Origin of the sequence: Bacillus cereus group sp. RP43 (genome assembly GCF_040459645.1) — a bacterium.
GTDB lineage: Bacteria > Bacillota > Bacilli > Bacillales > Bacillaceae_G > Bacillus_A > Bacillus_A mycoides_C.
Map to the genome: position 1 here is coordinate 1,062,798 of NZ_JARVHQ010000001.1, position 23,343 is coordinate 1,086,140.

The window sequence follows — 23,343 nt, forward strand, 5'->3', positions numbered from 1 at the left end:
TGTTTCACATTTAACTCACAGTTTTTTTACATTTTATTCAATGAAAATGATTATCACCTGTGGTATGATATGTTCAAGTTTTTACAGGTAATAAAAGTTACTATATAAACGTTAGTATTTAATGTTTTTTATGTATGTCACAAATTATTCATAATTAACATTTTAAAAGTAAGTAACTAATGTTATCATATTATCTGTAACTGATATAATTACAACTTTAGGAGGAAGATATGATTATTCAATTTTTAAGAGAAAACAAAGCAGTTTCTTTTGTGTTAGCGATAATTCGAGTGTATCTTGGTTATACATGGGTAATGGCTGGAATCGGTAAACTACAAGGAAAAGGATTCGATGCAACGGGTTATTTACAAGGTGCAATTGAAAAATCTAAAGGAGCACAACCAGCTGTTCAATCTTGGTGGGCATCATTCTTACAAGACTTTGCAATTCCAAATGTAGATTTGTTTAATACACTTGTAACTTGGGGAGAAATTTTAGTCGGAATTGGTTTAATTGTAGGCTGTTTAACGAAAACAGCAGTCTTTTTCGGCCTTGTAATGAACTTTTCCTATATGTTTAGTGGGTCAATTGGTGTGAACCCTGAGATGGTTATCTTATCCATGTTCGTTCTTGTTTCTGGTATGAATGCTGGGAAAATTGGAATTGATGGCTTCGTTATTCCAAAAGTACTAGGATCAAAAACTCAAAAACGCCAAAAGCAAGCTGCTTAATATATGAAAACGGGTATCTCAAAAAGAGATACCCGTTTATTTTTCAGCACTTATAGGATTTTTCTCGAAGAAATCTTTTACATACCCTACAAATTCTTGTGGCTCTTGACGAAATGGAGCATGATAACCTTTTTCAATAATATGGAAAGTGCTATTTTTTAAGAATTGATGATAAGTTTCTCCTTCTTTCCAAGAAACGCTATTATCATTTCTTCCCCATATAATTAAAGTTGGTTGCTTGATTTCATTTGCATTGATTTGAAGACGTCTAGGCCATAATTTCATTTTATTATAATGCTCTTCATCATTACGCTTGAATTTAACTTTGCTCTCATCATAATCTGCAATAGAAGAAACGGCACTTAAATCAGTCGACAACTTTGGTTTTGGTGAACCTTGTTTATTAACGAACGTATGAGGGCCGCCTGTAGCATCAGTTAAAATAAGGTGGGTAACCGCTTCAGGGTATAAATATGTTAAATTAAGAGAAATTTCTCCGCCCATCGAATGTCCCAGTATTGCAAATGAGTCATACCCTAGTTTTTTCATTAACTTATAATACAAATTTGCATGAGTTGGGAAAGAATAATAAAAATCCATCGGCTTAGAGGAACGTCCGAATCCTAAAGCATCAACAGAAATGATCGTATGATTTTTTGCTAAATCTGAGTAAATCTTTTGAAAACCATCGGATGATCCTCCAAATCCATGGATCATAAGTAAAGGTGGTTTTTCATCACCAATCTTTTTAAAGTAAATCGTTTGACCATCTATCTCTACCATTTTTTCCTCGGTAGCTAGTTTCGCTGTAATTGTATTTTTAACTTGTTTTACTTGTTCTACTGGCTTTTCTGCTGCACTACATCCTACTAATAGTGTAAGAGTAAGACAACCTACCATAAAATAGCTAAATCGCTTCAATTAGGTGTCTCCTTTCTAACATAACGCTGCATCTATCATAGCAAATAGCATATTACGATTTCCAGGAAGTTGATTACCATTCTTTATCATAAGAGGTGATAGGAGCGTTTCCTGGAAATTTGCTGTTTGAAGAAATTGGCGGAAAATGAATTGTGAATGGGGAACATCAATGCGTATCGTCCCATTCCAGGATTTACAAATCATTTCTAATAACTGAATAGCGTCTTTTTCTTTTTTTGAAATAAGCGGAGTGATACATAGTACATCTCCTTTTTGTATGCATAAAGCAAAAGCATCTATTTGATTATTCCGCTCTACTTTAAAGGAGTAAGTTGCTCTCGATAGTAGTGATAAATAAAGCTTAGAACGATGTGCACCAGTCGCAGTTTGATCAAGAGAAATTAGAGATTGAACATCCGTCTGCTGAATTTGTTTTATGGGAACAAAATTTGTATTTTTGTAAGCCACTTGTTTTTCGAAACGATGAATGGTTGTTATTGATTGAAATCCATAAGATTCATATAAGGATTCGCCAGCTTTTGTTGCAATGAGCGTAATAGGGAGCGATGGATGAGTTACTTTTAAGCTATTGTTTAACAAAATACGGCCAATTCCTTTTCTTTGAAAATCAGGATGCACGATTAACATACCGATAGAAGAAAATCCAGGGGCAAATGAAAAGACCCCGCCCGCTGCAATAAGTTTATTCTCATATACATAGCCAAAAACTGTGCCAATGGAAAGGTACAGATGGAATTGCTCTTTCATAAAACTCGCATGCTGTAACCACCCAACTGATTCACAAAGAGAGAGTAAGGCTGGAATGAAAGATTCGTCTAGTTTTACTGTTTTCATAAAGTTCACCATATTTCTATTTAAATTAGAAAAAATAAGAATAATATTACGAAATGTAAAATAATAGGTTCGTATTAAAAGAAATCCAACATGTTTATATTTATCTTTGTAAAGGGGAGTATGTTTGATATGAAAAGACAAACTTATACAAATTATAACTGAAATTTACATAAGTTAACAAAAAATTTACATATAACTCATTTTCTCTTAACAGTCTTCTATTAAATTTGATAGTGGGAAATGAATAACCTAATTAGGGGGACAAGACAGTGAAAAAGTTTGTAAAAAAAGCATGGCCATTTGCAGTTGTGGCGTCGTTAGCAGTTACTTCGGTAGCAACATGGAATTTTACGCGTTCTAGTGAGGTTAATGCAGATGAGAACGGAAACAATGCAAAAATTAAAAATGTTATTGTATTAATTGGGGATGGTATGGGGCCTTCATATATGACAGCTCATCGTTATATGAAAGATAATCCAAAAACATTTGAGATGGAATCTACAGAATTTGATAAGCATCTTGTAGGAACACAAAAAACATATCCAGAAGATGAGCATGAAAATATTACAGACTCTGCATCGGCAGCTACTGCGATGTCAGCAGGTATAAAAACATATAATGCAGCTATTGCAGTAGATAATGATAAAGCTGAAGTGAAAACAGTGCTTGAGCAAGCGAAAGAAAAAGGGAAGTCAACGGGACTCGTTGCAACTTCTGAAATTACGCATGCAACACCAGCTGCATTCGGTGCGCATGATATTAGTCGTAAAAATATGGACGCAATTGCAAATGATTACTTTGATGAGAAAATTAAAGGTAAGCATAAAATAGATGTTATGCTTGGCGGTGGTGTAAATAACTTTGTTAGAAAAGACCGCAATCTTACAGAAGAATTTAAGAAGTCTGGTTATAGTTATGTAACAGATCGTAATCAATTATTAAATGATAAAAGTGATCAAGTTCTTGGTTTATTTGCACCAGGTGGTTTAGACAAAATGATTGACCGTACTGATAAAACACCTTCATTAGAAGAGATGACAAATGCAGCAATTGAGCGCTTGAACAAAAATAAAAATGGTTTCTTCTTAATGGTCGAAGGTAGTCAAATTGATTGGGCTGGACATGATAATGATATTGTCGGTGCAATGAGTGAAATGGAAGACTTCGAAAAAGCGTTTAAAGCAGCAATTGAGTTTGCGAAAAAAGATAAGAACACATTAGTCGTTGCAACTGCAGACCATGCTACTGGCGGATTATCTTTAGGTGCGAATGGTGAGTATAACTTTAAAGTAGATCCGATTAAAGCTGCGAAACGTACGCCAGACTTTATGGCAAATGAGATTGTAAAAGGTGCAAATGTAGAAGAAACATTGAAAAAGTATATTGATCTACAATTAACACCAGAAGAAATTAAAGCTGTAAATGATATAGCTCCATCAAAAGATGTAACAAAGATTGATAATGCAATTGAAGATATCTTCAATAAGCGTTCGGTTACAGGTTGGACAACGGGTGGACATACAGGTGAAGATGTGAACGTATATGCATTCGGACCAGGTAAATACTTATTCTCTGGCGTTCAAGAGAATACAAATATAGCTAAACGTGTCTTTGACATTGTTGGCGGTGGCGACCCGAATAAAGGAAGACGCTAATTATAAATGAAAGTGAGGCGAAATGCCTCACTTTTCTTTTTAGGAGATGGAAAGATGAGAATTTTTTTAGGGAAATTAAGATTCCTTCTAGTATTTGTATTATTGCTAGTTGGATGTCAATCTCAAGAGAATAATATAGAACAAAAATCTGCTGAAAAAACTGAGGGAAAGGTACATATAACGAAAGAAGAAGAGAAATCCATTCAAGATGTTATTGAGGCATTTATACGGACGACGAATGAAAAAAATCTTGCTGAACATATGGAATTATTTTCAAAGAAGATGCCTAGTGCTGAAGACTTAAAAACACAAAAGGAAGCGGCATTTCAAAAGGGAAATAAGAAAATAGAATTAGAACATATGAATATGAAAGCTCTTAAAGGTGGGCTTGTTATTGTTGAAACGGAGGAAAAAGAAGTAGATGGAGGGGTTACTCTTCAAAAAAAAATGCGGTATGCACTTGGAAAAGAAGACGAAGGGTGGAAGATTGAAGAGGTTCGTACGATAGAGAAGAAATAAAAAGGTTCTCATAGGAGAGAACCTTTTTATAGTGGTAATAAAATTTGATTTGAACATGCTTCAATGTCATCAATATCTTGACGGATTGTTGCCATCTTATTATCGAGGTCTTCAGCTTTCATAGCAGCATCATGTAGTTCATCTTTCAAATAGTCAGGTATATTTCCTTCATATTTGTAGTAAAGTTTATGTTCTAAACTTGCCCAAAAGTCCATGGCAAGTGTACGTAATTGAATTTCTGCAAAGACATCTTTCGTACCAGAATTTAGTGACAATGGATATTTAATAATCATATGCAAACTTTTATAGCCATTTCCTTTTGGATTAGCAATATAATCTTTTACTTCTACAATTTCCATGTCTCCACGATTTTCAATAACTTCTTTTAAATGATAAATATCTTCTACAAAGCAACATGTAATACGGATGCCAATAATATCTTGTAATTGTGTTTGAGCATTTTCAACTGTTGGTGATAAGTTTTTACGCTCAAGCTTCCTAATGATACTTTCGGGTTGTTTAAGTCTTGTTTTTATATGTTCAAACGGGTTGTAGTCTTCTAAAAATTGAGCTTCCCGGTTCATAATTTCAAATTTAGTTTTTAACTCTTCTAAAGCGAATGTATAAGGTAATACAAAAGCTTTCCAGTAGTTAACTGTTGATTGGTTATATTCCATTTCTATACACACCTTTTCTTATTTACAAGTGAAGTTGTTATTATACTAAACACCAAATCATGTAGGCGCAAGCAGCAAATGATGAAATCATAAAGCGATATTTAGTTTTCATATTTTCAACTCCTTTCAAATGAAATTATATATGAATAAACGTCATTGTTAGTAATTTCACTATGTACAATTCTTATAGTAATAGATTCATGTGAAATTCGTATGAACTAATTGTTTCAGCTTTTTGTCTTTTTGCTAATGGCTTTTGGTTTTGTTTGTTATAATTACCTTAAATTGTAATAAAGGAGAGGGTATGATGAATCCAAAAGATAAAGAAAGAAAAGAGCAAGTGGCTCATATTATTGAAATTCCAGATGAATATAGGCTTGTTGTAGATGATCAAGAAGGAGTGGATGATCCGCTTCATGTACTATGGTGGGAGCATAAAGAGGATGAGGAGAAAACGATAGAGGTTTTGTTAAATAGACATACAGGGGAGTTAATTGAATTAAAGATAGAAGATGATGGGTATTTTTCAATTAATAATGAAACGCTGGATAATAACAAGGCGAAAAAAATTGCAAATGCATTTATAAAAGAATATACAAAAGAAGGATTAGAGTTTTATACATATGTAACTGTTAAGGACGACTGGCGTGGTTGGAAAGAAATAAATTATATGCAGGAAGTGAATGGATATCCATTGCCGGATACAGGATGTGTTGTGCGAGTTCATTCTTCAGGTAATGTTGTGAATTTCCGTTATAACGGAGGGGAAAATATACAGAAAAAACCGTTATGGCCAATTGAAATTGTTGATGAGAGCACAGTTTTAGATAACCTCAAGGCTAGACAAGATATAAGACTTGTATTTGCGGATTTAACGTACTCCTCATGTGAATATAAAAGTGGAGAAGAAGTAAAAGGGTACCATCTTGTGTATGAGCCAGAACCTAGTCATGCGTTTATTGATGCAAGTACAGGTAAAGATTTGTTTGAACCAGGACACTATAAATTAGCTCCTACAGTACCTGTTGAAAAAACGGTAAAAAGTACCCGAAAAAAAGATGTCTTCGATTTATTAGATTGGGACGTAGAAAAGTTTATAAAAGTAGATGAAAAAGAAGATGAGTATGAAGTCCGAATGAAATTTGTATTGAAAGAAGAAGCGCAAAAAGAAATAGAAGAGAAGGATCCATATTCAATGGATGAGTTCTATAAAAAGCATTTTCCTATGTTACAGCATGATAAATTCGTTGTAATTACTGTAGATAAAAAAACAAATCAATTGATCGCCTGTTTAATGTGGACGAATGAGAAAGACAGGAAATCAATATTATCAAGAGAGCAATGTTTAGAAAAAGCACTTCAATTTTTAGAAGAAATTATTCCAAATGCAACAAAGTATGTTCAGCTTTGGGATGATTATGAAGTGGAAGAGGGAATAGAGAGATTTTCCTTTTCGATACATGTAAATGACATTTGTGTAGCGGGAAAATATATCATGATCAACATCAATACAGAAAATGGTGCTGTGATGCACTACTCAGGAGAATCTAGCAACTTTATAAAAGAATTGCTCACATATGAAACAACACCAAAAGTAACAAAAGAAAAAGCGTTAGAAATATACAAAGAAGCCATCCGAGTTAAATTAGAATGGTATATAGATAATGATGCAGAGGAAACGGTATATCAATTACTGTATAAACAAACGACGGATGAAAATTATAAAGAGCCTTTCGAGTGTAGTCGAGAAATTCGTTATATTGATGCCCACACTGGGGAAAAGATTTGGAGTAAATAAGTCTTTAAATAGGGGAAAAGGTCTTCGAGAGAAGACCTTTTGTAGAAAGAACGATTATTCTTCGCATGTATCAATTTTGTATAACCACTTCTGTACACTGGCAGGTGGTCCTTCTGTTCCCCACTTTGTTGTACACATGCCGCAAGAACAGTGAACTTTTCCTTTTGCAAAAATACCGACAATTTCAGGAGTATATCCCCATGCGTGTTTTGCAATATTCATCTTTCGGCGCATTGTACGCTGACGTTGGTGTCTTGTATAAGCACGTGTTCTTTCAAATTTCATATTTGTAATCCCTCCTTGTAGTACAAGCAGCTTGCAAGAGCGTACAAGGAGTTCATCTCTTACAAGCTACTCTGGTACAAGAAGGTAATAAAATGTTTCACATTTTACCCTCCTATCTTTTGTTTAAGTATACGTAACGAAGCTTTGTGCGACAAATATCATGCTTAAAAACATGTTGGAATGATATCGTACAGACACAAACAACCTCATGCCCACATACACATAGTAAAGACCACTATTTTGGCGGAGGTGAAAGGTTTGAGTCTATTCGCCGCAATTGGATATATGGTTCGAGAAGTGTTTGTATTTGTTTCTTATGTGAAGAACAATGCGTTCCCGCAGCCGTTATCATCAGATGATGAGAGAAAGTACTTAGAGTTAATGGAGCAAGGTGATGCTCAAGCGAGAAATCTTTTAATTGAACATAATTTACGGCTTGTAGCTCATATTGTTAAGAAATTCGAAAACACCGGTGAAGATGCAGAAGATTTAATTTCAATTGGTACCATCGGGCTTATTAAAGCGATTGAAAGCTATTCAGCAGGGAAAGGAACTAAGCTTGCAACGTATGCAGCGCGCTGTATCGAAAATGAAATTTTGATGCATTTACGTGTGCTGAAGAAAACGAAAAAAGACGTTTCACTTCATGATCCAATCGGGCAAGATAAAGAGGGTAATGAAATATCGCTTATTGATATATTAAAATCAGAATCTGAAGATGTAATTGATATGATTCAGCTTAGTATGGAGTTAGAAAAAATTAAAGAATATATCGATATTTTAGACGAACGGGAGAAAGAAGTAATTGTGAAGCGTTTTGGACTTGGGCTTGATAAAGAGAAAACACAGAGGGAGATTGCGAAGGCACTCGGTATTTCAAGAAGCTACGTATCGCGAATTGAAAAGCGTGCTTTAATGAAAATGTTCCACGAATTTGTGCGGGCTGAGAAAGAGAAAAAAGCAAAAGAATAATGTATATTGTAGGCAGCTACACTTTAAAAGTGGCTGCTTTTCTTTCGGGAAAACGGAAAGAAAACGAGCTGCTCTAAGAAGAAATACATGTTCACTGTTGAAAATAGCGGGTTCTATCTGTAATATTAGAAGGTGCTAAACAATTTAAGAATAAAAATTATACTTAGTTTTTCTTCGTGTATAACGAGACGGCTCCATTCTATATGTGGGAATAAGAACCAATTTTACATATGATATAGAGAGAAAAGAAGGGGAAACTAAAGTTATAGGCTGATTAGGAGGTTTCGTAATTTGCGACGGACATTATATCGACTTATGATCGAACTTACAAATGGTCGTTTTACTTCTTATATATTACGTAAATTTGCACAATCTCGTTTGAGCTCTATCATTATTCCATCGTACGCGAAAGTTTTTCAAATTAATCAAGATGAGATGGAAAAGGGTTTGAAGGAATATGGAACATTGCATGATTTATTTACACGTAGGCTAAAAGAAGGAAAGCGTAGTATTGATACTGATGCATCGAGTATCGTTAGTCCTGTTGATGGTGTTTTTGCTGATCAAGGTCCTATTGAGGATACAAAAACATTCGATATAAAAGGAAAGCGTTATTCAATTGTGGATATGCTAGGTAATGAAGAGCGTGCAAAGCGATATGCAGGCGGTACATATATGGTAATTTATTTGAGCCCAAGTCATTATCATCGTATTCATAGCCCGCTTTCTGGCTCTGTGACTGAAAGATTTGTACTCGGTAGAAAATCATATCCGGTAAATGCAGCGGGTATGGAGTATGGGAAAGAACCATTGTCAAAAAATTATCGCTCTGTTACAGAAGTAAATAGTGACGGCGAACATATGGCACTTGTAAAAGTAGGTGCTATGTTTGTTAATAGTATCGAGCTCCTTCATGAAAGAAGTACTGTTCAAAAAGGTGAAGAGATGGCATACTTTACATTTGGCTCAACAGTTGTTTTATTATTTGAAAAAGATATGATTGAAGCAGTGCAGGAATTGACAAGTGGGCAAGAGTTGCGTCTTGGTGAAAAAATTGCAACCCGAGTATCTCATAAGTAAAGAAAAGATTTTATAATATACTTATGAAGCTCTAATTAAGAAATGTGGACAAAGATGCTTAATGGAGAAATCCCCTAGATGGGAGTACTTGTTTATTCGAGAGCCATCGCAGGATGGCTCTTTTTACAGGTCAATCAGTAATCTATATGTACTCAAGAAGATTTGACGAGCTTGTCCTCTAACGAGCGTCTAATAATTTCTTGTTTTATAAGTAAAATGAAGTCGGGATTTAATTTTAGTTCTTTTGCTTTATAATAAGACTCAGTGAGTAAATCAGTAGATAACTGTTCCATATGTTTTGTTTTCAAGGTGAGTCACCTCCTAATAATATAAGGATTGATTCGTTGTTGCATTTAATGTACCAAAAAAATATGACAGTAACAAACAAGAGGTTATCCACATACCTCAGTGGATAAAATGTGTATAGAATGTTAGTAAATTCCAAATTGACTGAAAAATTAGTGTGGAAAGTGTGTACAAGTTTATCCACAGGTTATCTATCGAAAAATGTTGTCGAAAAATTTTATGAAAAATCCTCAAAGAGGTGAAAGAAATTGAAGTTATTTTTACCAAATGAATATGTGAAAAATGTATATCATGTTCAAGCAGAAGATTTGAAAAAACGTGGAATTAAAGGAGTTATCACTGATTTAGATAACACTTTAATTGAATGGGATCGTCCAAACGCAACACCACAGCTTGAAGAGTGGTTTTTGAAAATGAAAGCAAATGATATTCAAGTAACGGTCGTTTCAAATAATAACGAGCAACGCGTTAAAGACTTCGCTGATCCATTAGGTATTCCGTTTATTCATAGTGCACGCAAACCGTTTGTTCGCGCATTTAAGCGTGCGATACACGAGATGCATCTGCAACCAGATGAAGTTGTAGTAATTGGAGATCAGTTACTAACGGATGTGCTCGGTGGGAATCGTGTGGGACTTCATACAATTTTAGTTGTACCGGTAGCGCAAACGGACGGATTGGTGACACGCTTTAATCGAAAAATTGAACGAAGAATTATGAAAAACATGAAGAAAAAAGGCTTAATTAACTGGGAGGAATAAAGTTTGACTGAAACAATTAAATGTATTGGTTGCGGTGTAGAAATTCAAACAGAAAATAAAAATGAAGTAGGATACGCTCCTGCATCATCTTTAGAAAAAGAACAAGTAATTTGCCAACGTTGTTTTCGTTTGAAACATTATAACGAAATTCAAGATGTATCTTTAACAGATGATGATTTCCTTCGTATTTTGAACGGAATTGGACAATCAGACGCACTAGTGGTTAAAATCGTAGATATTTTCGATTTCAATGGTAGCTGGTTACCAGGCTTACATCGTTTTGTAGGGAACAATAAAGTATTACTTGTAGGGAATAAGGCTGACTTAATTCCAAAGTCAGTTAAGCATGATAAAGTAAAACATTGGATGCGCTATAGTGCAAAGCAACTTGGTTTAAAACCAGAAGATGTCTTTTTGATTAGTGCAGCTAAAGGACAAGGAATTACTGAACTTGCTGATGCAATTGAGTATTACCGCGAAGGTAAAGATGTTTATGTTGTTGGATGTACGAATGTTGGTAAATCAACATTTATTAATCGTATGATTAAAGAGTTTAGTGATGAGACTGAGAATGTAATTACAACATCACATTTCCCAGGAACAACGCTTGATTTAATTGATATCCCATTAGACGAAACGTCATCTTTATACGATACACCAGGTATTATTAATCATCATCAAATGGCGCATTATGTTGGGAAACAAAGCTTAAAGCTTATTACACCAACTACAGAAGTTAAGCCAATGGTATTCCAATTAAATGAAGAACAAACATTATTCTTTGGTGGATTAGCACGATTTGATTATGTAAGTGGAGGCCGTCGTGCATTTACTTGTCATTTCTCAAACCGTTTAACAATCCATCGTACAAAGCTTGAAAAGGCTGATGAATTGTACGAAAGACACGCTGGAGAATTATTGAATCCACCGACACCAGAAGAATTAGAAAATATGCCTGAGTTTGTGAAATATGAATTTAATATTCGTGAGCCAAAAACGGATGTTGTATTCTCTGGATTGGGCTGGGTTACTGTAAATGAATCAGGAGCGAAAATTGTTGCTCATGTACCAAAGGGAGTAAGTGTTTCATTACGTAAATCTTTAATTTAATATGGAGAGGGATTTATGAAACAATTATATGGTGTAATCGGAAATCCAATTGGACATTCATTATCACCCGTTATGCATAACGATGCATTTGAACACTTGAATATGGATGCCCATTATCATGCGTTTCTTGTAGAAGAAGAAGCACTAGGGGAAGCAGTAAAAGGTTTGAAAGCATTAGGTATTTCAGGATTTAATGTAACGACTCCACATAAAGTTGCAATTATGGAGTACTTGGATGAGGTTGCCCCGCTAGCAAAGCAAATCGGTGCGGTAAATACAGTAGTTCATCGAGATGGAAAATTGATTGGGTATAATACAGATGGAATTGGTTTTGTTCGTGCCCTGCAGTCAATTAGTGAAGATCCACTTCAAGAGAAACGTATTTTATTAATCGGTGCAGGTGGTGCTAGTCGAGCTATTTACTTCTCGCTTGCAGATGTAGGTGTGAAAGAAATTGATATTGCTAATCGTACGAGAGATAAGGCGAAAAATCTTATCGCTGGGTGCATGGCAAATGTTAATTCGCATGCTCTATCGTTAGAATGTGCAGCAGAAAATCAAGGGGAATATGATATTATCATCCAAACAACAACGATAGGTATGCATCCGCATGTTGAGTATACGCCGCTGGAAATTCGTTCGTTGAAACAAGGAACGATTGTTTCTGATATTATTTATAATCCATTTGAGACGAAAATTTTAGGGGATGCGAAAGAACAAGGTGCAATAATTCAAAATGGAATCGATATGTTCGTTTATCAAGGTGCACTTGCATTTGAAATGTGGACAGGATGTGTGCCGAATATTGATAGAATGAAACAATTAGTAATGAGAGAGCTTGGAGGCTAATTATATGTTAACAGGAAAACAAAAAAGATTTTTACGTGCAAAGGCACATCATTTAACACCGATTTTTCAAGTTGGAAAAGGTGGCGTGAATGAAAATATGGTGAAACAAATTGGAGAAGCATTAGAAGTTCGTGAACTATTTAAAGTGAGCGTATTACAAAACTGTGAATTTGATCGTAGTGAAGTTGCAGAAGAGCTTGCACAAGGTGCACGAGCTGAAATCGTTCAAGTAATCGGAAGCACAATTGTTTTATACAAAGAATCAAGAGAAAATAAGCAGATTAAGCTTCCTCGATAAAAGATATACGTGAGTTATTTCGTAATGGACGCTTGATATGTAGAAAGCGAAACCAATTGAACTTTTATTAACAGTGGGCTCTCTTCGAATATTTATGGGGAGAGTTGCTGTATGTAAAAGGAAGGAGTGTTTCTTTTGAGAAAAATTGGCATTATTGGTGGCACGTTTGATCCGCCTCATAATGGGCATTTGTTAATTGCAAATGAAGTGTATCATGCTTTAGGGTTGGAAGAGGTATGGTTTTTGCCGAATCAGATTCCACCGCACAAGCAAGGACGTAACATTACGAGTGTGAAAAGTCGATTAAACATGCTGCAAATAGCGATTGAGGAAGAAGCATACTTTTCAATTTGTTTAGAAGAGCTAGACAGAGAAGGCCCATCTTATACGTACGACACTATGGTACAATTAACGGAGAAGTATCCGGATGTGCAGTTTCACTTTATTATTGGCGGAGACATGGTTGAGTATTTGTCAAAGTGGTATAACATTGAAAAGTTACTTAAGCTTGTGACTTTCGTTGGAGTTGCAAGACCAGGTTATACATTACATACGCCTTATGATATCGTAAAAGTGGAAATTCCGGAGTTTGCAGTTTCTTCTTCTCTGTTACGTGAGAGATATATGACGAAGAAAACGTGCAAATATTTACTCCCCGAAAAAGTACAGGTATATATCGAGAGGAATGGGTTGTATGAATCGTGAGGAAGCACTTAGTATTGTCAAACAACAAATGCATGAAAAGCGTTATATACACACGGTTGGTGTAATGGAAACAGCGATTGAACTTGCCCGATTATATGGTGTAGATGAAAAAAAGGCAGAGACGGCTGCTATATTTCACGATTATGCAAAATGTAGAGCGATTCCAGAAATGGAAGAGATTATTAAGAGAGAAGCTTTGCCGAAGGATCTACTGCACTATAACAAAGAGTTATGGCATGCACCTGTTGGGGCATACTTAGTAGAAAAAGAAGTAGGCATTACTGATCCTGAAATTCTACAAGCTATTACATATCATACAAGTGGTCATGAAAAAATGACAATGTTAGATAAAGTTATTTATGTAGCAGATTACATTGAACCAGGACGTAAGTTTCCTGGTGTGGAAGAAGCGAGGAAACTCGCATATAAAGATATAAATCAAGCTTTACTGTTTGCTTTAAAGCGAACAATTCAATTTTTAATGGAAAAAGATCAAACGATTTATCCATTAACATTCCAAACATACAATGCAGTTATCAAGGAGGAAATTAATAAATGAAAGATAAAGAGTTATTAGTATTAGCGGCAAAAGCAGCTGATGATAAGAGAGCAGAAGATATGGTTGTACTAAATATGCAAGGTATTTCACCGATTGCAGACTATTTTATTATTTGTCACGGAAATTCAGACAAGCAAGTACAAGCAATTGCACGTGAAATTAAAGCGAAGGCACATGAGTTCGAGATTAACGTACAACGTATGGAAGGCTTTGATGAAGCGCGTTGGGTTTTAGTAGACCTTGGTGATGTGGTTGCTCATGTATTCCATAAAGACGAGCGTAATCACTATAATTTAGAGCGTCTATGGGGCGATGTGCCGCGTGAAGATATTGCAGATGAGCTAGATCAATGAAATACGAACAATTTGCTTTGCTGTATGACGAACTGATGAATGATGTCCCTTATGATAAATGGGTGGAATTCACAGAGGAAAGTTTGCAACAGGCATCTATGAAAGAGGCAAAAATTCTTGACGTAGCATGTGGAACTGGTAACGTAACACTTCCGCTTGTGCGAAAAGGTTATGATTTAATTGGTGTAGATCTTTCGGAAGAAATGTTAACTGTCGCACAGCAAAAATTGGGGGGAGAAGGTTATTTTATTCCTTTTTACCAACAAGACATGAGAGAACTCGATGTTCCTGGTGAATTTGATTGTGTGACAATCTTTTGTGACTCATTAAATTATGTATTGCAAGAAGATGGAGTGCAAGAGACATTTAGAAGAGTTTTCCACCATTTACGTCAGGATGGCTTGTTTTTATTTGATGTACACTCTTTATATAAAATACATCACGTATTTCAAAATGAAACATATACAGTGAACGGTGAAGAAATATCACTTATTTGGAACTGCTTCCCTGGAGAAGAATCAGATAGTGTGGAACATGATTTGACATTCTTTGTACAAGATTCAGAAGAAGATGTGTACCATCGTTTTGACGAATGTCACGTGCAGCGTGCATATTCGGTTGAAGTGTTAACGAAATGGCTTGAAGAAGCTGGGTTTACAGTGCTTCGCGTCACAGGTGACTTTGAACGAATTGAAGTGACAGAACAAACAGAGCGCATCTTTTTTATGGCGAAGAAGAATGGATAAAACAAAAGCAACCGATAAGGTTGCTTTTGTTTTATAGAAAAGATGTAGTTTTAGTTCTAGAAAAATAAAAAGATGATATGTGTAAAGTGTAAAAATGCTAGTTTTAGTGAAAATGTAGCATGAAAAAGATCAGTATTAATAAAAAGGGTTTGGGATTATGATGGCGTATTTATTATGTGTGTTTATTGAATTGCTGCTCAACGCATTTTAAATCTTCATCAAATTTCTCATGTGTCCGTTCGATTAATTTATGAAACATATCCCCAACGTGCTCTTCTAAAATACGAATACCTTCTCCTGTAACACCGCCTTTAACGCATACCTTTTCTTGTAAAGTAGGTAATGTGAAAATTTCTTTTTCAAGTAATTTCCCCATTCCAATGACCATTTCACTTACTAAAGTAGTGGCTTCTTCGTGTGTAATATTTGTTTTATCTACAGCAGCGTTAATGAAACATTGTAATAAATAACTAAAAAAAGCAGGGCCGCAGCTTGCTATATCAGATGAAACGCGCGTTATATCTTCTTCTATAACAAGGGGAGTAGAAATGTTTTTGAATAGACGAAGTAGTTTTTGTTGCCATTCTTCAGAGCAGTTATTTCCAAATGTAAATAGTGATGCGCCAGATAAGGCGCGGTTTGTAATACTCGGAATAATACGTGCGACGTGGCATGGTACAAGTGTCTCTAATTGTGATGGAGATATTGGACTTGTGATAGAAACTAAGCACTTTTCATCAGAGAAATGTTCAGCATGTTTTTGTAGGATGGGGTATATATCTATCGGTTTTACGCAAATAAAAATAAGATGTGATCGTTCGATTACCTCATCGATAGTTTTGGCTATATGAACAGAATGGTATTTTTCCTTTATATGATATGCTTTGGCAGGCGTCCGATTAATAATAGTAAGGCACGAAGGCTTGACAGCACGGGTTTCTAAAAATGCATCGATTAGTATATTCCCCATGTTCCCTGTCCCTATAATTCCTATGTTCAATGTTTCATCCCTCCTTCGTAACAGCTTTCTCCTAAACAATATGAATGATGTTATAAATTTATGATTAGAGGTGTAAAATGATGTGGGATTTTCGGAAAAAATGGTTGGGATTAGTGGTTATTATTGGCACTTTGATTTTTCTTTTTTTCTGGAAAACGAATCAGCAAACAGAACCATCGCTCATTACAACGGAAGTTCAAGCGAAAGATGTGGAGAAAAAAAGTAGACCGAAAGCATTGGATACAAAGGAGCAGAAAAAAATAATTATAATTGATGTGAAAGGGGCGGTTTTTAAAGAGGGTGTGTATGAAATGAAGGAAGGGGACCGGGTGAAGGAGGCGGTTGAAAAAGCTGGAGGTTTGTTGCCGGATGCAGATATGAAAAAAGTGAATTTGGCGCAAATGGTCCAAGACCAAATGCTTCTTTATGTTCCTAACAAGAATGAGCCAATGCAAGAAGGGGCTACTTTTTCAAAAAGCGAGGGTAAAGTGCAAATAAATACAGCTTCTAAAGAGCAACTTGAAAAAATTACAGGCATTGGTTCTCGGAAGGCAGAAAGTATTTTGAAATACCGAGAAGAACATGGGCCGTTTCAGAAAATAGAAGATTTATTGGAGATTGATGGGATTGGTGCGAAGTCACTTGAAAAAATAAAAGATCAAATAATTATTCCATAAAAGATTGACGAAGTTTTTCTTCTTTCGCTACACTACAAGTAGACAAAAAAGTAGGTGAAAAATATGGAACGAATTTCATGGGATCAATATTTTATGACACAAAGCCATCTGTTATCATTGCGTAGTACATGTACAAGACTTGCAGTAGGAGCGACAATCGTTCGTGATAAACGAATTATTGCTGGTGGATATAACGGTTCAATTAAAGGTGGTGTACATTGTATAGACGATGGTTGCTATGTCATTGATAATCATTGCGTTCGTACAATTCATGCGGAAATGAATGCTTTATTGCAATGTGCGAAGTTTGGTGCAAAAACAGAGGAAGCGGAAATTTATGTCACACATTTTCCTTGTTTGCAGTGCTGTAAGGCGATTATTCAAAGTGGTGTTACAGCAGTTTATTATGCACAGGATTATAAAAATCATCCGTATGCCGTAGAGTTATTTGAACAAGCGAGTGTAACAGTGAAGCACGTTCCGCTAGAATATGATATTACATCGCTAGAGGAACAAGAGCGTCATTTGCAGCTAAAGGAATTATTCGCAGCTTTAGAAAAAGATAATTTATCAATGGAAGAATTACAGCGTGTATTCACTAAAGCGAAAATGATGCTATAAGGAGTGAGTATGAGTTGAATGGACAATGGGGCTATGTTGCAATCTCGTTTATAATTGGGATTGCAATTACCTTTTCCGCATTGCATTTGTTGACTGCTTGTTGTTTCGTTTGTTATGTTTTATTTTGTTTATATCGTACTTCGCGTAAAACCTTCATAATTTGTATGATAGCGTGTTTTAGTGGCGCTATGTACACTACGTATGTTCAGAGTCTAAATAAGCCGCTAGGGGAGTCCTATGAAGTTACACGAGGGGTCGTGCAAAATACACCTCTAATTAATGGGGATCGCCTCTCTTTTCAAATTGAGGATCAGAATAAAAACTTAGTGCAGCTAAATTATAAAATACAATCTGCTTCGGAAAAGAAGCAGTTGCAACAATTACATGCAGGTATATCGTGTACATTTAAAGGGGAGGTGAAAGAACCACAAACTGCCCGGAATTTTCATGTTGTTGATTATCGTAATTATTTATATCAGCAAAAAATACATTTTATATTTGATGTGACATACATTTCTGAATGTCAAAAAACATCGTTGTCACTCGTGCAATGGATTTTCCTTCTCAGGCAACAAACAATCTCGAAAGTTACAGAAATGTTCCCAGAACAATCAGGTGCATTTATGAACGCATTATTATTTGGAGATCGACAACAAATGACGTTTGAAGTAGAAGAGCAATATCAACAATTTGGTCTTATACATTTGTTAGCAATTTCGGGATCGCATATCGTATTATTAATGGTTATAATGTATTTTGTTTTACTAAGAAGTGGTGTGACGAAAGAGACAGCAACAGTATGCCTTATAGTTTGCATTCCGCTGTATATGATCATAGCTGGGGCATCGCCATCTGTTGTGAGGGCTTCTATAACAGGAGTTTTATTGTTAGTAGCTTTTATGTGCTCTATTCGCTTATCTAGTCTAGACGCCTTAAGTATAACAGCTATATGTATGCTTATATACGATCCGTATCTTATTTTCAACATTGGATTTCAATTCTCATTTGTAGGTAGTTTTGCTTTACTACTATCTGCGCCGATATTATTAGGGCGTAGTAATGGAGTAGTTCGAAATTCTATTTACATTTCTATAATTTCACAGCTCGCTAGTACCCCCATCTTGTTATATCATTTTGGTTATTTTTCTCCTTATAGCATTTTCCTCAATCTTATATATGTTCCTTTTTTATCCATTATTGTGTTACCGTGTAGCATTATTATTCTTATATGTATGCCGGTTATTCCATTTTTCGCAAAAGGAATTGCATATGTACTTTCATTATGTTTAACCATTTCTAATGATTTTCTAAGTTACTGTGAAAGTTTCCCTTTCATCCGACTTACTTTTGGTCAAACTCCCTTACTTCTTGTGGCTATATATTGTTTTAGTATCGTTAGTATATTTGTGATTTGGGAAAGAGTAATAACGAAAAAAAAATTGTGCATAGTCGTGGGTGTGTTTCTTTTTATTAGTACTTGTCATTATGTATATCCATATCTTCGCGAAAGTGGGAGTGTTACATTTGTTGATGTTGGACAGGGAGATGCAATATTAATTCGTCTCCCGTACGATAAAGAGGTTTATCTTATTGATACAGGTGGATCCCTTCCTGTCAAGAAGGAAGCGTGGCAACAGAAAAAGCATGAATTTTCTGTTGGGCATGATATTCTTGTTCCTTTTTTACAAAAAGAAGGTATAAAAACGATTGATAAATTAATTGTAACGCATGGAGATGCGGATCATATAGGTGCTGCGCTGGATTTGCTGTCATCTATGATTGTAAAAGAAGTTGTATTTGGGAGAAAGGAACAAGATGCTGTATTGGAAAGATTGGTGAAGAAAAAGGCGTTAGAAAAGAGCATGAAGATAAGTGTAGTAGGGGAAGGGGAAGGTTGGAGGGTAAATGAAGCGGAATTTTTCGTATTAGCTCCAAGGGGAAAAGAAAAGGAGGAAAATGACTCTTCGATTGTACTATGGGCCAGACTAGGAGGACTAACATGGCTATTTACGGGTGATTTAGAAGAAGAAGGAGAAAAGTTTATAGTATCGACATATCCTGATTTGCGGGCTAATATTTTAAAAGTTGGCCACCATGGGAGTAAAACATCATCTACAGACCCTTTTTTAAGGCTTGTACAGCCTAGTGTAGCGATTATTTCTGTGGGGGAGCGTAATAGGTATGGGCACCCGCATAAGGAAGTTATAGAGCGTTTTGAGAAGATGGGTATTGATATATGGCGTACGGATAAGCAAGGTGCTATTTCCTATGTTTTTAATGGAGAAAAAGGAACCTTTCAAAGTAAAATCACATATGATGAAACACATAGAAGATGAAAAAAAGAAGACTGCCATTAAGCGGCAGCCTTTAAGAACCGATGAATTTAATAACAGTTGCAATAATGAAAAGTGTTGCGAAAAAACCAAATGAGACGATAAATCCTACCCCTGAATCAATAGCGTCATTGCGTTTACTTTGAACGTTTTGTTCAAAATCATTCATTTAGAATCCCTCCCCAACATTCCATTTTAGTATAAAATATTGTCAGAAAAAAATCTACAATTTCCATGTGAAGCGAAATAGAGTATTTGTACACTTCTTCTAGTTAGCTAAGTAGCGTGAATTTTTCATTTCCAATCATGTTAACAGTTGGCACTTATACTAAGATTATTATTGTAAATAATAAAGGGAAGGTGATTACCGCACACCAATAAGAAATCCGGGGCTTATTGCGTGGCGTTTTATATAAATAAAGGGGCGGGGTATAAAGCCCGTCTCTTTGTACTTGTAAAACAAAAGCTAGGGCATTAGTATAAATATATATTGCCAAGTTAGGGAGTAGGAAAAAATATGAGTGATATACATAAGAAGATTAAAAAGAAACAGTTCGCTCCGTTGTATGTACTGTATGGAACGGAAGCCTATTTTATAAATGAAACGATAAAACTTATTACAACGGAAGCGCTTGAAGAGGAAGATCGAGAGTTTAATGTTGTGACATACGATTTGGAAGAAGTGTATTTAGAAGATGTAGTTGAGGATGCACGTACGCTTCCTTTTTTTGGAGAGCGTAAAGTTATATTAATAAAATCACCATTATTTTTAACGGCACAAAAAGAAAAATTAGAACAAAATATAAAAATTTTAGAAGAATATATTGGGGAGCCATCTCCTTTTTCTATTCTTGTTTTTGTTGCGCCTTATGAAAAATTAGACGAACGAAAAAAAATTACAAAACTACTAAAGAAAACAGCGGATGTAATAGAAGCAAATACGATGCAAGTGCAGGATGTTCAGAAGTGGATTGTTTCTCGAGCAGATGAGGTGCATGTGCATATTGATAATGCAGCTGTTAGTTTGTTGTTAGAGCTTGTGGGAAGTAATATAACAATGTTGGCGAAGGAAATGGACAAGTTAACGTTATACGTCGGTATGGGCGGAGAAATTACGCCAAAACTTGTCACGGAACTTGTGCCGAAATCTGTTGAGCAAAATGTGTTTGCTTTAACGGAAAAAGTGGTAAAAAAAGATATCGCTGGTGCGATGCAAATTTTAGACGGATTATTTACACAGCAGGAAGAACCAATTAAGCTGCTCGCGTTATTAGTAAGTCAGTTCCGCTTGCTACATCAAGTGAAAGAGCTGCAACAGCGTGGTTACGGACAAAATCAAATTGCTTCCCATATTGGTGTGCATCCGTACCGGGTAAAGTTGGCGATGAATCAAACGAAATTTTTCTCTTTTGAAGAATTAAAAAAAGTTATTATAGAATTAGCGGAAGCTGATTATAGTATGAAGACTGGAAAGATGGATAAGAAACTTGTGCTTGAGTTTTTCTTAATGCGGTTAAATCATATGTAGTGACACAAAAAAGTTCACGTACTTAGTACGTGAACTTTTTTGTGTATATAAAAAACGATCCGAATGGATCGTTTTTTAAACGCCTTACGCGTTTACTTGTTTCGCTAAGCGAGATTTTTGACGAGCTGCAGCGTTTTGGTGGATAAGACCTTTACGAGCTGCTTTGTCAAGTTTTTTAGAAGCAGTTTTGAAAGCTTCTTTAGCATTTTCAAGATCGTTATTAGTAACTAAAGCTTCTACAGTTTTAACAGCAGTACGCATGTCAGACTTGATAGAAGCGTTATGTGAACGACGCTCTTCGCTAAGTTTAGCGCGTTTGATAGCAGATTTGATGTTTGCCATACTTTTCACCTCCCTGGTGCAATCGAATGACTCGATTCTTACATAGAACAAGTGATATTTTATCAAACGGTGAAGAGAATTGCAATAGTATATCAATGAAATTTCACGTAAAGGAAAGAATGACCTAATATAACTTGGGGAAATCTAACGATATTTACTATGAATTACGGAGGAGATACGATGAAAGAACCATTAGATTTAAGTAAATATAGTGTTAGAACTGACCTTGCTGTAGAGGCGCACCAAATGCTGCAAGAGCGCCAAGAAGAACAAAAAGGGATACAGGGAGTTATTGTAAAAGAGAGGGAAGAAGAGGGAGTTACAATTACAAAAGTAACTATTGATGAAATTGCATCTGAATCGATGGGGAAAAAACCTGGGAATTATTTAACTCTTGAGGTGCAAGGTATACGTCAGCAAGATACGGAACTTCAGCAAAAGGTAGAGCGTATTTTTGCAAAAGAATTTTCTTATTTCTTAGAAGAGGTTGGAGTTTCAAAAGAAGCGAGTTGTTTAATCGTAGGTCTTGGGAATTGGAATGTAACGCCGGATGCACTCGGACCGATAGTTGTAGAGAACGTACTGGTGACGAGACATTTGTTTAAATTGCAGCCTGAAAGTGTGGAAGAAGGGTTTAGACCTGTTAGTGCGATTCGTCCAGGGGTAATGGGGATTACAGGGATTGAAACGAGCGATGTCATTTACGGAATTATTGAGAAGACAAAACCAGACTTTGTCATCGCAATTGATGCGTTAGCTGCGCGTTCTATTGAACGAGTAAATAGTACGATACAAATTTCTGATACAGGAATTCATCCAGGATCTGGCGTTGGGAATAAGCGTAAGGAACTAAGTAAAGAAACATTAGGAATTCCTGTTATTGCGATTGGTGTTCCAACTGTAGTAGACGCAGTTTCTATTACAAGTGATACGATCGATTTTATTTTGAAGCACTTTGGAAGAGAGATGAAAGAGGGACATAAGCCGTCACGGTCTTTATTACCAGCGGGATTTTCATTTGGGGAAAAGAAAAAACTAACAGAAGAAGATATGCCGGATGAAAAGAGTCGAAATATGTTTTTAGGAGCTATTGGTACGTTAGAAGAAGAAGAAAAGAGAAAGTTGATTTATGAAGTGTTATCTCCTCTTGGTCATAATTTGATGGTAACCCCAAAAGAAGTAGATGCGTTTATTGAGGATATGGCAAATGTAATAGCAAGTGGTTTAAATGCAGCACTGCATCATCAGATTGATCAAGATAATACAGGGGCATATACACATTGATGGAAAGAGGCAGAAATAGTTTGAGTCAATTTACGCTGTTATGTATATGCGGTACAGTCTTATGTTTGCTTATGATGATAGCTGGAGTGGGACTCGCTAATCATGGTCTGAAAAGTATGAAGGGGTATCGTCAGCTGTCATATGAACAAATTGCTCATATGACAGGAACAGAAGGCGCTGGAGCTGAATCCGGAATTTCGGGAGAGACGTTTTCGGCTATTGAAAAACAAAAACAGTTAGAAAGCTTAAGAAGTTTTAATGTTGTAGAAGGTATCGGTATGGCGATAGCAAGTGTTGCTCGTGATATGACAAAGTTTGGAACGGATATAGTTGTTGGGGCAATAAAAGGAATTTTTAGTTAAGGGTAGCGGGAAGGAC

Annotated in this window: 28 protein-coding genes; 20 read left to right on the plus strand and 8 right to left on the minus strand. The window is 35.8% G+C overall.

Going from position 1 to position 23,343, the window contains the following annotated elements; all coding sequences use genetic code 11:
- Positions 1-230: 230 nt before the first annotated feature.
- On the plus strand, positions 231-731 hold the full coding sequence (locus QCI75_RS05510) for a DoxX family protein (RefSeq protein ID WP_098499605.1): 501 nt from the start codon (positions 231-233) through the stop codon (positions 729-731).
- 36 nt (positions 732-767) lie between these two features.
- Here the strand turns inward: QCI75_RS05510 and QCI75_RS05515 are convergent, their stop codons facing one another.
- Together QCI75_RS05515 and QCI75_RS05520 are read right to left on the minus strand one after the other, a co-directional pair.
- Complete coding sequence (locus tag QCI75_RS05515; protein ID WP_144504068.1) at positions 768-1,652, minus strand: alpha/beta fold hydrolase; 885 nt, start codon at positions 1,650-1,652, stop codon at positions 768-770.
- A gap of 15 nt (positions 1,653-1,667) precedes the next feature.
- Positions 1,668-2,507: a GNAT family N-acetyltransferase gene (locus tag QCI75_RS05520; protein ID WP_144504070.1), complete on the minus strand. Its 840-nt coding sequence runs from the start codon at positions 2,505-2,507 to the stop codon at positions 1,668-1,670.
- Positions 2,508-2,776: 269 nt separating this feature from the next.
- Here QCI75_RS05520 and QCI75_RS05525 point away from each other — a divergent pair, with 269 nt between their 5' ends.
- Together QCI75_RS05525 and QCI75_RS05530 are read left to right on the plus strand one after the other, a co-directional pair.
- Complete coding sequence (locus tag QCI75_RS05525) at positions 2,777-4,162, plus strand: alkaline phosphatase (RefSeq protein WP_000714901.1); 1,386 nt, start codon at positions 2,777-2,779, stop codon at positions 4,160-4,162.
- A gap of 54 nt (positions 4,163-4,216) precedes the next feature.
- Complete coding sequence (locus tag QCI75_RS05530) at positions 4,217-4,681, plus strand: hypothetical protein (RefSeq protein ID WP_144504072.1); 465 nt, start codon at positions 4,217-4,219, stop codon at positions 4,679-4,681.
- Positions 4,682-4,707: 26 nt separating this feature from the next.
- Here QCI75_RS05530 and QCI75_RS05535 read toward each other — a convergent pair whose 3' ends face one another.
- A complete protein-coding gene (locus QCI75_RS05535) occupies positions 4,708-5,358 on the minus strand; it encodes a GTP pyrophosphokinase (RefSeq protein ID WP_002015229.1) in 651 nt (216 codons plus the stop codon).
- A 304-nt stretch (positions 5,359-5,662) separates the two neighbouring features.
- Here QCI75_RS05535 and QCI75_RS05540 point away from each other — a divergent pair, with 304 nt between their 5' ends.
- Positions 5,663-7,156 carry a YcdB/YcdC domain-containing protein gene (locus tag QCI75_RS05540; protein ID WP_144504074.1) on the plus strand — a complete coding sequence of 498 codons (1,494 nt, stop codon included), beginning with the start codon at positions 5,663-5,665 and terminating at the stop codon, positions 7,154-7,156.
- Positions 7,157-7,210: 54 nt separating this feature from the next.
- Here the strand turns inward: QCI75_RS05540 and QCI75_RS05545 are convergent, their stop codons facing one another.
- The gene (locus QCI75_RS05545) at positions 7,211-7,441 is read right to left on the minus strand and encodes a hypothetical protein (protein WP_144504076.1); all 231 of its coding nucleotides are present in this window, start codon (positions 7,439-7,441) and stop codon (positions 7,211-7,213) included.
- Between the two features lie 258 nt (positions 7,442-7,699).
- Between QCI75_RS05545 and sigK the strand changes: the two genes are divergently transcribed.
- The gene (sigK, locus tag QCI75_RS05550) at positions 7,700-8,413 is read left to right on the plus strand and encodes an RNA polymerase sporulation sigma factor SigK (RefSeq protein WP_000051382.1); all 714 of its coding nucleotides are present in this window, start codon (positions 7,700-7,702) and stop codon (positions 8,411-8,413) included.
- Between the two features lie 291 nt (positions 8,414-8,704).
- Positions 8,705-9,493, plus strand: coding sequence for a phosphatidylserine decarboxylase (locus QCI75_RS05555; RefSeq protein ID WP_144504078.1), 789 nt, complete (start codon positions 8,705-8,707; stop codon positions 9,491-9,493).
- A 152-nt stretch (positions 9,494-9,645) separates the two neighbouring features.
- Here the strand turns inward: QCI75_RS05555 and sda are convergent, their stop codons facing one another.
- A complete protein-coding gene (gene sda, locus QCI75_RS05560; RefSeq protein ID WP_002015226.1) occupies positions 9,646-9,801 on the minus strand; it encodes a sporulation histidine kinase inhibitor Sda in 156 nt (51 codons plus the stop codon).
- 246 nt (positions 9,802-10,047) lie between these two features.
- On the opposite strand from sda, the gene QCI75_RS05565 reads away from it, so the two are divergent.
- The 8 genes from QCI75_RS05565 (at position 10,048) to QCI75_RS05600 (ending at position 15,180) form a co-directional block, all read left to right on the plus strand.
- Positions 10,048-10,560 carry a YqeG family HAD IIIA-type phosphatase gene (locus QCI75_RS05565; RefSeq protein ID WP_098777190.1) on the plus strand — a complete coding sequence of 171 codons (513 nt, stop codon included), beginning with the start codon at positions 10,048-10,050 and terminating at the stop codon, positions 10,558-10,560.
- A 3-nt stretch (positions 10,561-10,563) separates the two neighbouring features.
- Entirely contained in the window at positions 10,564-11,670 is a 1,107-nt protein-coding gene (gene yqeH / locus QCI75_RS05570) for a ribosome biogenesis GTPase YqeH (RefSeq protein ID WP_002122628.1), read from the plus strand.
- 15 nt (positions 11,671-11,685) lie between these two features.
- Entirely contained in the window at positions 11,686-12,519 is an 834-nt protein-coding gene (gene aroE / locus QCI75_RS05575; RefSeq protein ID WP_144504080.1) for a shikimate dehydrogenase, read from the plus strand.
- Positions 12,520-12,523: 4 nt separating this feature from the next.
- Positions 12,524-12,817, plus strand: a complete 294-nt coding sequence (gene yhbY, locus QCI75_RS05580) for a ribosome assembly RNA-binding protein YhbY (protein ID WP_002015220.1) — start codon at positions 12,524-12,526, stop codon at positions 12,815-12,817.
- Positions 12,818-12,952: 135 nt separating this feature from the next.
- Positions 12,953-13,522, plus strand: coding sequence for a nicotinate-nucleotide adenylyltransferase (locus QCI75_RS05585; protein WP_144504082.1), 570 nt, complete (start codon positions 12,953-12,955; stop codon positions 13,520-13,522).
- A complete protein-coding gene (gene yqeK, locus QCI75_RS05590; protein WP_098777188.1) occupies positions 13,512-14,081 on the plus strand; it encodes a bis(5'-nucleosyl)-tetraphosphatase (symmetrical) YqeK in 570 nt (189 codons plus the stop codon). The genes QCI75_RS05585 and yqeK overlap by 11 nt, the downstream gene beginning before the upstream one ends.
- Positions 14,078-14,434 (plus strand): ribosome silencing factor, encoded by a 357-nt coding sequence (gene rsfS, locus QCI75_RS05595; RefSeq protein ID WP_000653209.1) that lies wholly within the window; start codon positions 14,078-14,080, stop codon positions 14,432-14,434. The genes yqeK and rsfS overlap by 4 nt, the downstream gene beginning before the upstream one ends.
- Positions 14,431-15,180, plus strand: coding sequence for a class I SAM-dependent DNA methyltransferase (locus QCI75_RS05600; RefSeq protein ID WP_002111917.1), 750 nt, complete (start codon positions 14,431-14,433; stop codon positions 15,178-15,180). The genes rsfS and QCI75_RS05600 overlap by 4 nt, the downstream gene beginning before the upstream one ends.
- 172 nt (positions 15,181-15,352) lie before the next feature.
- On the opposite strand, the gene comER is transcribed toward QCI75_RS05600, so the two are convergent.
- Complete coding sequence (comER, locus tag QCI75_RS05605; RefSeq protein WP_144504084.1) at positions 15,353-16,180, minus strand: late competence protein ComER; 828 nt, start codon at positions 16,178-16,180, stop codon at positions 15,353-15,355.
- Between the two features lie 77 nt (positions 16,181-16,257).
- On the opposite strand from comER, the gene QCI75_RS05610 reads away from it, so the two are divergent.
- From QCI75_RS05610 to QCI75_RS05620, 3 genes are all read left to right on the plus strand, one after another.
- Complete coding sequence (locus tag QCI75_RS05610; RefSeq protein ID WP_144504086.1) at positions 16,258-16,857, plus strand: helix-hairpin-helix domain-containing protein; 600 nt, start codon at positions 16,258-16,260, stop codon at positions 16,855-16,857.
- Positions 16,858-16,920: 63 nt separating this feature from the next.
- The gene (locus tag QCI75_RS05615) at positions 16,921-17,478 is read left to right on the plus strand and encodes a ComE operon protein 2 (RefSeq protein WP_002088698.1); all 558 of its coding nucleotides are present in this window, start codon (positions 16,921-16,923) and stop codon (positions 17,476-17,478) included.
- Between the two features lie 14 nt (positions 17,479-17,492).
- Positions 17,493-19,814 carry a DNA internalization-related competence protein ComEC/Rec2 gene (locus tag QCI75_RS05620; protein WP_353760057.1) on the plus strand — a complete coding sequence of 774 codons (2,322 nt, stop codon included), beginning with the start codon at positions 17,493-17,495 and terminating at the stop codon, positions 19,812-19,814.
- A gap of 31 nt (positions 19,815-19,845) precedes the next feature.
- On the opposite strand, the gene QCI75_RS05625 is transcribed toward QCI75_RS05620, so the two are convergent.
- The gene (locus QCI75_RS05625; protein WP_000997609.1) at positions 19,846-19,980 is read right to left on the minus strand and encodes a YqzM family protein; all 135 of its coding nucleotides are present in this window, start codon (positions 19,978-19,980) and stop codon (positions 19,846-19,848) included.
- A 348-nt stretch (positions 19,981-20,328) separates the two neighbouring features.
- On the opposite strand from QCI75_RS05625, the gene holA reads away from it, so the two are divergent.
- Positions 20,329-21,339 carry a DNA polymerase III subunit delta gene (gene holA, locus QCI75_RS05630; RefSeq protein ID WP_070144907.1) on the plus strand — a complete coding sequence of 337 codons (1,011 nt, stop codon included), beginning with the start codon at positions 20,329-20,331 and terminating at the stop codon, positions 21,337-21,339.
- An 84-nt stretch (positions 21,340-21,423) separates the two neighbouring features.
- Here the strand turns inward: holA and rpsT are convergent, their stop codons facing one another.
- Complete coding sequence (rpsT, locus tag QCI75_RS05635; protein WP_002122607.1) at positions 21,424-21,681, minus strand: 30S ribosomal protein S20; 258 nt, start codon at positions 21,679-21,681, stop codon at positions 21,424-21,426.
- Positions 21,682-21,861: 180 nt separating this feature from the next.
- Between rpsT and gpr the strand changes: the two genes are divergently transcribed.
- A complete protein-coding gene (gene gpr / locus QCI75_RS05640; RefSeq protein ID WP_098777182.1) occupies positions 21,862-22,965 on the plus strand; it encodes a GPR endopeptidase in 1,104 nt (367 codons plus the stop codon).
- Entirely contained in the window at positions 22,965-23,327 is a 363-nt protein-coding gene (locus tag QCI75_RS05645) for a DUF3679 domain-containing protein (protein WP_353760058.1), read from the plus strand. The genes gpr and QCI75_RS05645 overlap by 1 nt, the downstream gene beginning before the upstream one ends.
- Positions 23,328-23,343 lie beyond the last annotated feature (16 nt).

Coding starts and splice junctions, on each gene's coding strand:
- QCI75_RS05510 (WP_098499605.1), top strand. CDS start 231: ATGATTATTCAATTTTTAAGAGAAAACAAAGCAGTTTCTTTTGTGTTA.
- QCI75_RS05520 (WP_144504070.1), bottom strand. CDS start 2,507: ATGAAAACAGTAAAACTAGACGAATCTTTCATTCCAGCCTTACTCTCT.
- QCI75_RS05530 (WP_144504072.1), top strand. CDS start 4,217: ATGAGAATTTTTTTAGGGAAATTAAGATTCCTTCTAGTATTTGTATTA.
- QCI75_RS05535 (WP_002015229.1), bottom strand. CDS start 5,358: ATGGAATATAACCAATCAACAGTTAACTACTGGAAAGCTTTTGTATTA.
- QCI75_RS05540 (WP_144504074.1), top strand. CDS start 5,663: ATGATGAATCCAAAAGATAAAGAAAGAAAAGAGCAAGTGGCTCATATT.
- QCI75_RS05545 (WP_144504076.1), bottom strand. CDS start 7,441: ATGAAATTTGAAAGAACACGTGCTTATACAAGACACCAACGTCAGCGT.
- aroE (WP_144504080.1), top strand. CDS start 11,686: ATGAAACAATTATATGGTGTAATCGGAAATCCAATTGGACATTCATTA.
- yhbY (WP_002015220.1), top strand. CDS start 12,524: ATGTTAACAGGAAAACAAAAAAGATTTTTACGTGCAAAGGCACATCAT.
- yqeK (WP_098777188.1), top strand. CDS start 13,512: ATGAATCGTGAGGAAGCACTTAGTATTGTCAAACAACAAATGCATGAA.
- rsfS (WP_000653209.1), top strand. CDS start 14,078: ATGAAAGATAAAGAGTTATTAGTATTAGCGGCAAAAGCAGCTGATGAT.
- QCI75_RS05600 (WP_002111917.1), top strand. CDS start 14,431: ATGAAATACGAACAATTTGCTTTGCTGTATGACGAACTGATGAATGAT.
- QCI75_RS05610 (WP_144504086.1), top strand. CDS start 16,258: ATGATGTGGGATTTTCGGAAAAAATGGTTGGGATTAGTGGTTATTATT.
- QCI75_RS05615 (WP_002088698.1), top strand. CDS start 16,921: ATGGAACGAATTTCATGGGATCAATATTTTATGACACAAAGCCATCTG.
- QCI75_RS05625 (WP_000997609.1), bottom strand. CDS start 19,980: ATGAATGATTTTGAACAAAACGTTCAAAGTAAACGCAATGACGCTATT.
- holA (WP_070144907.1), top strand. CDS start 20,329: ATGAGTGATATACATAAGAAGATTAAAAAGAAACAGTTCGCTCCGTTG.
- rpsT (WP_002122607.1), bottom strand. CDS start 21,681: ATGGCAAACATCAAATCTGCTATCAAACGCGCTAAACTTAGCGAAGAG.
- gpr (WP_098777182.1), top strand. CDS start 21,862: ATGAAAGAACCATTAGATTTAAGTAAATATAGTGTTAGAACTGACCTT.
- QCI75_RS05645 (WP_353760058.1), top strand. CDS start 22,965: ATGGAAAGAGGCAGAAATAGTTTGAGTCAATTTACGCTGTTATGTATA.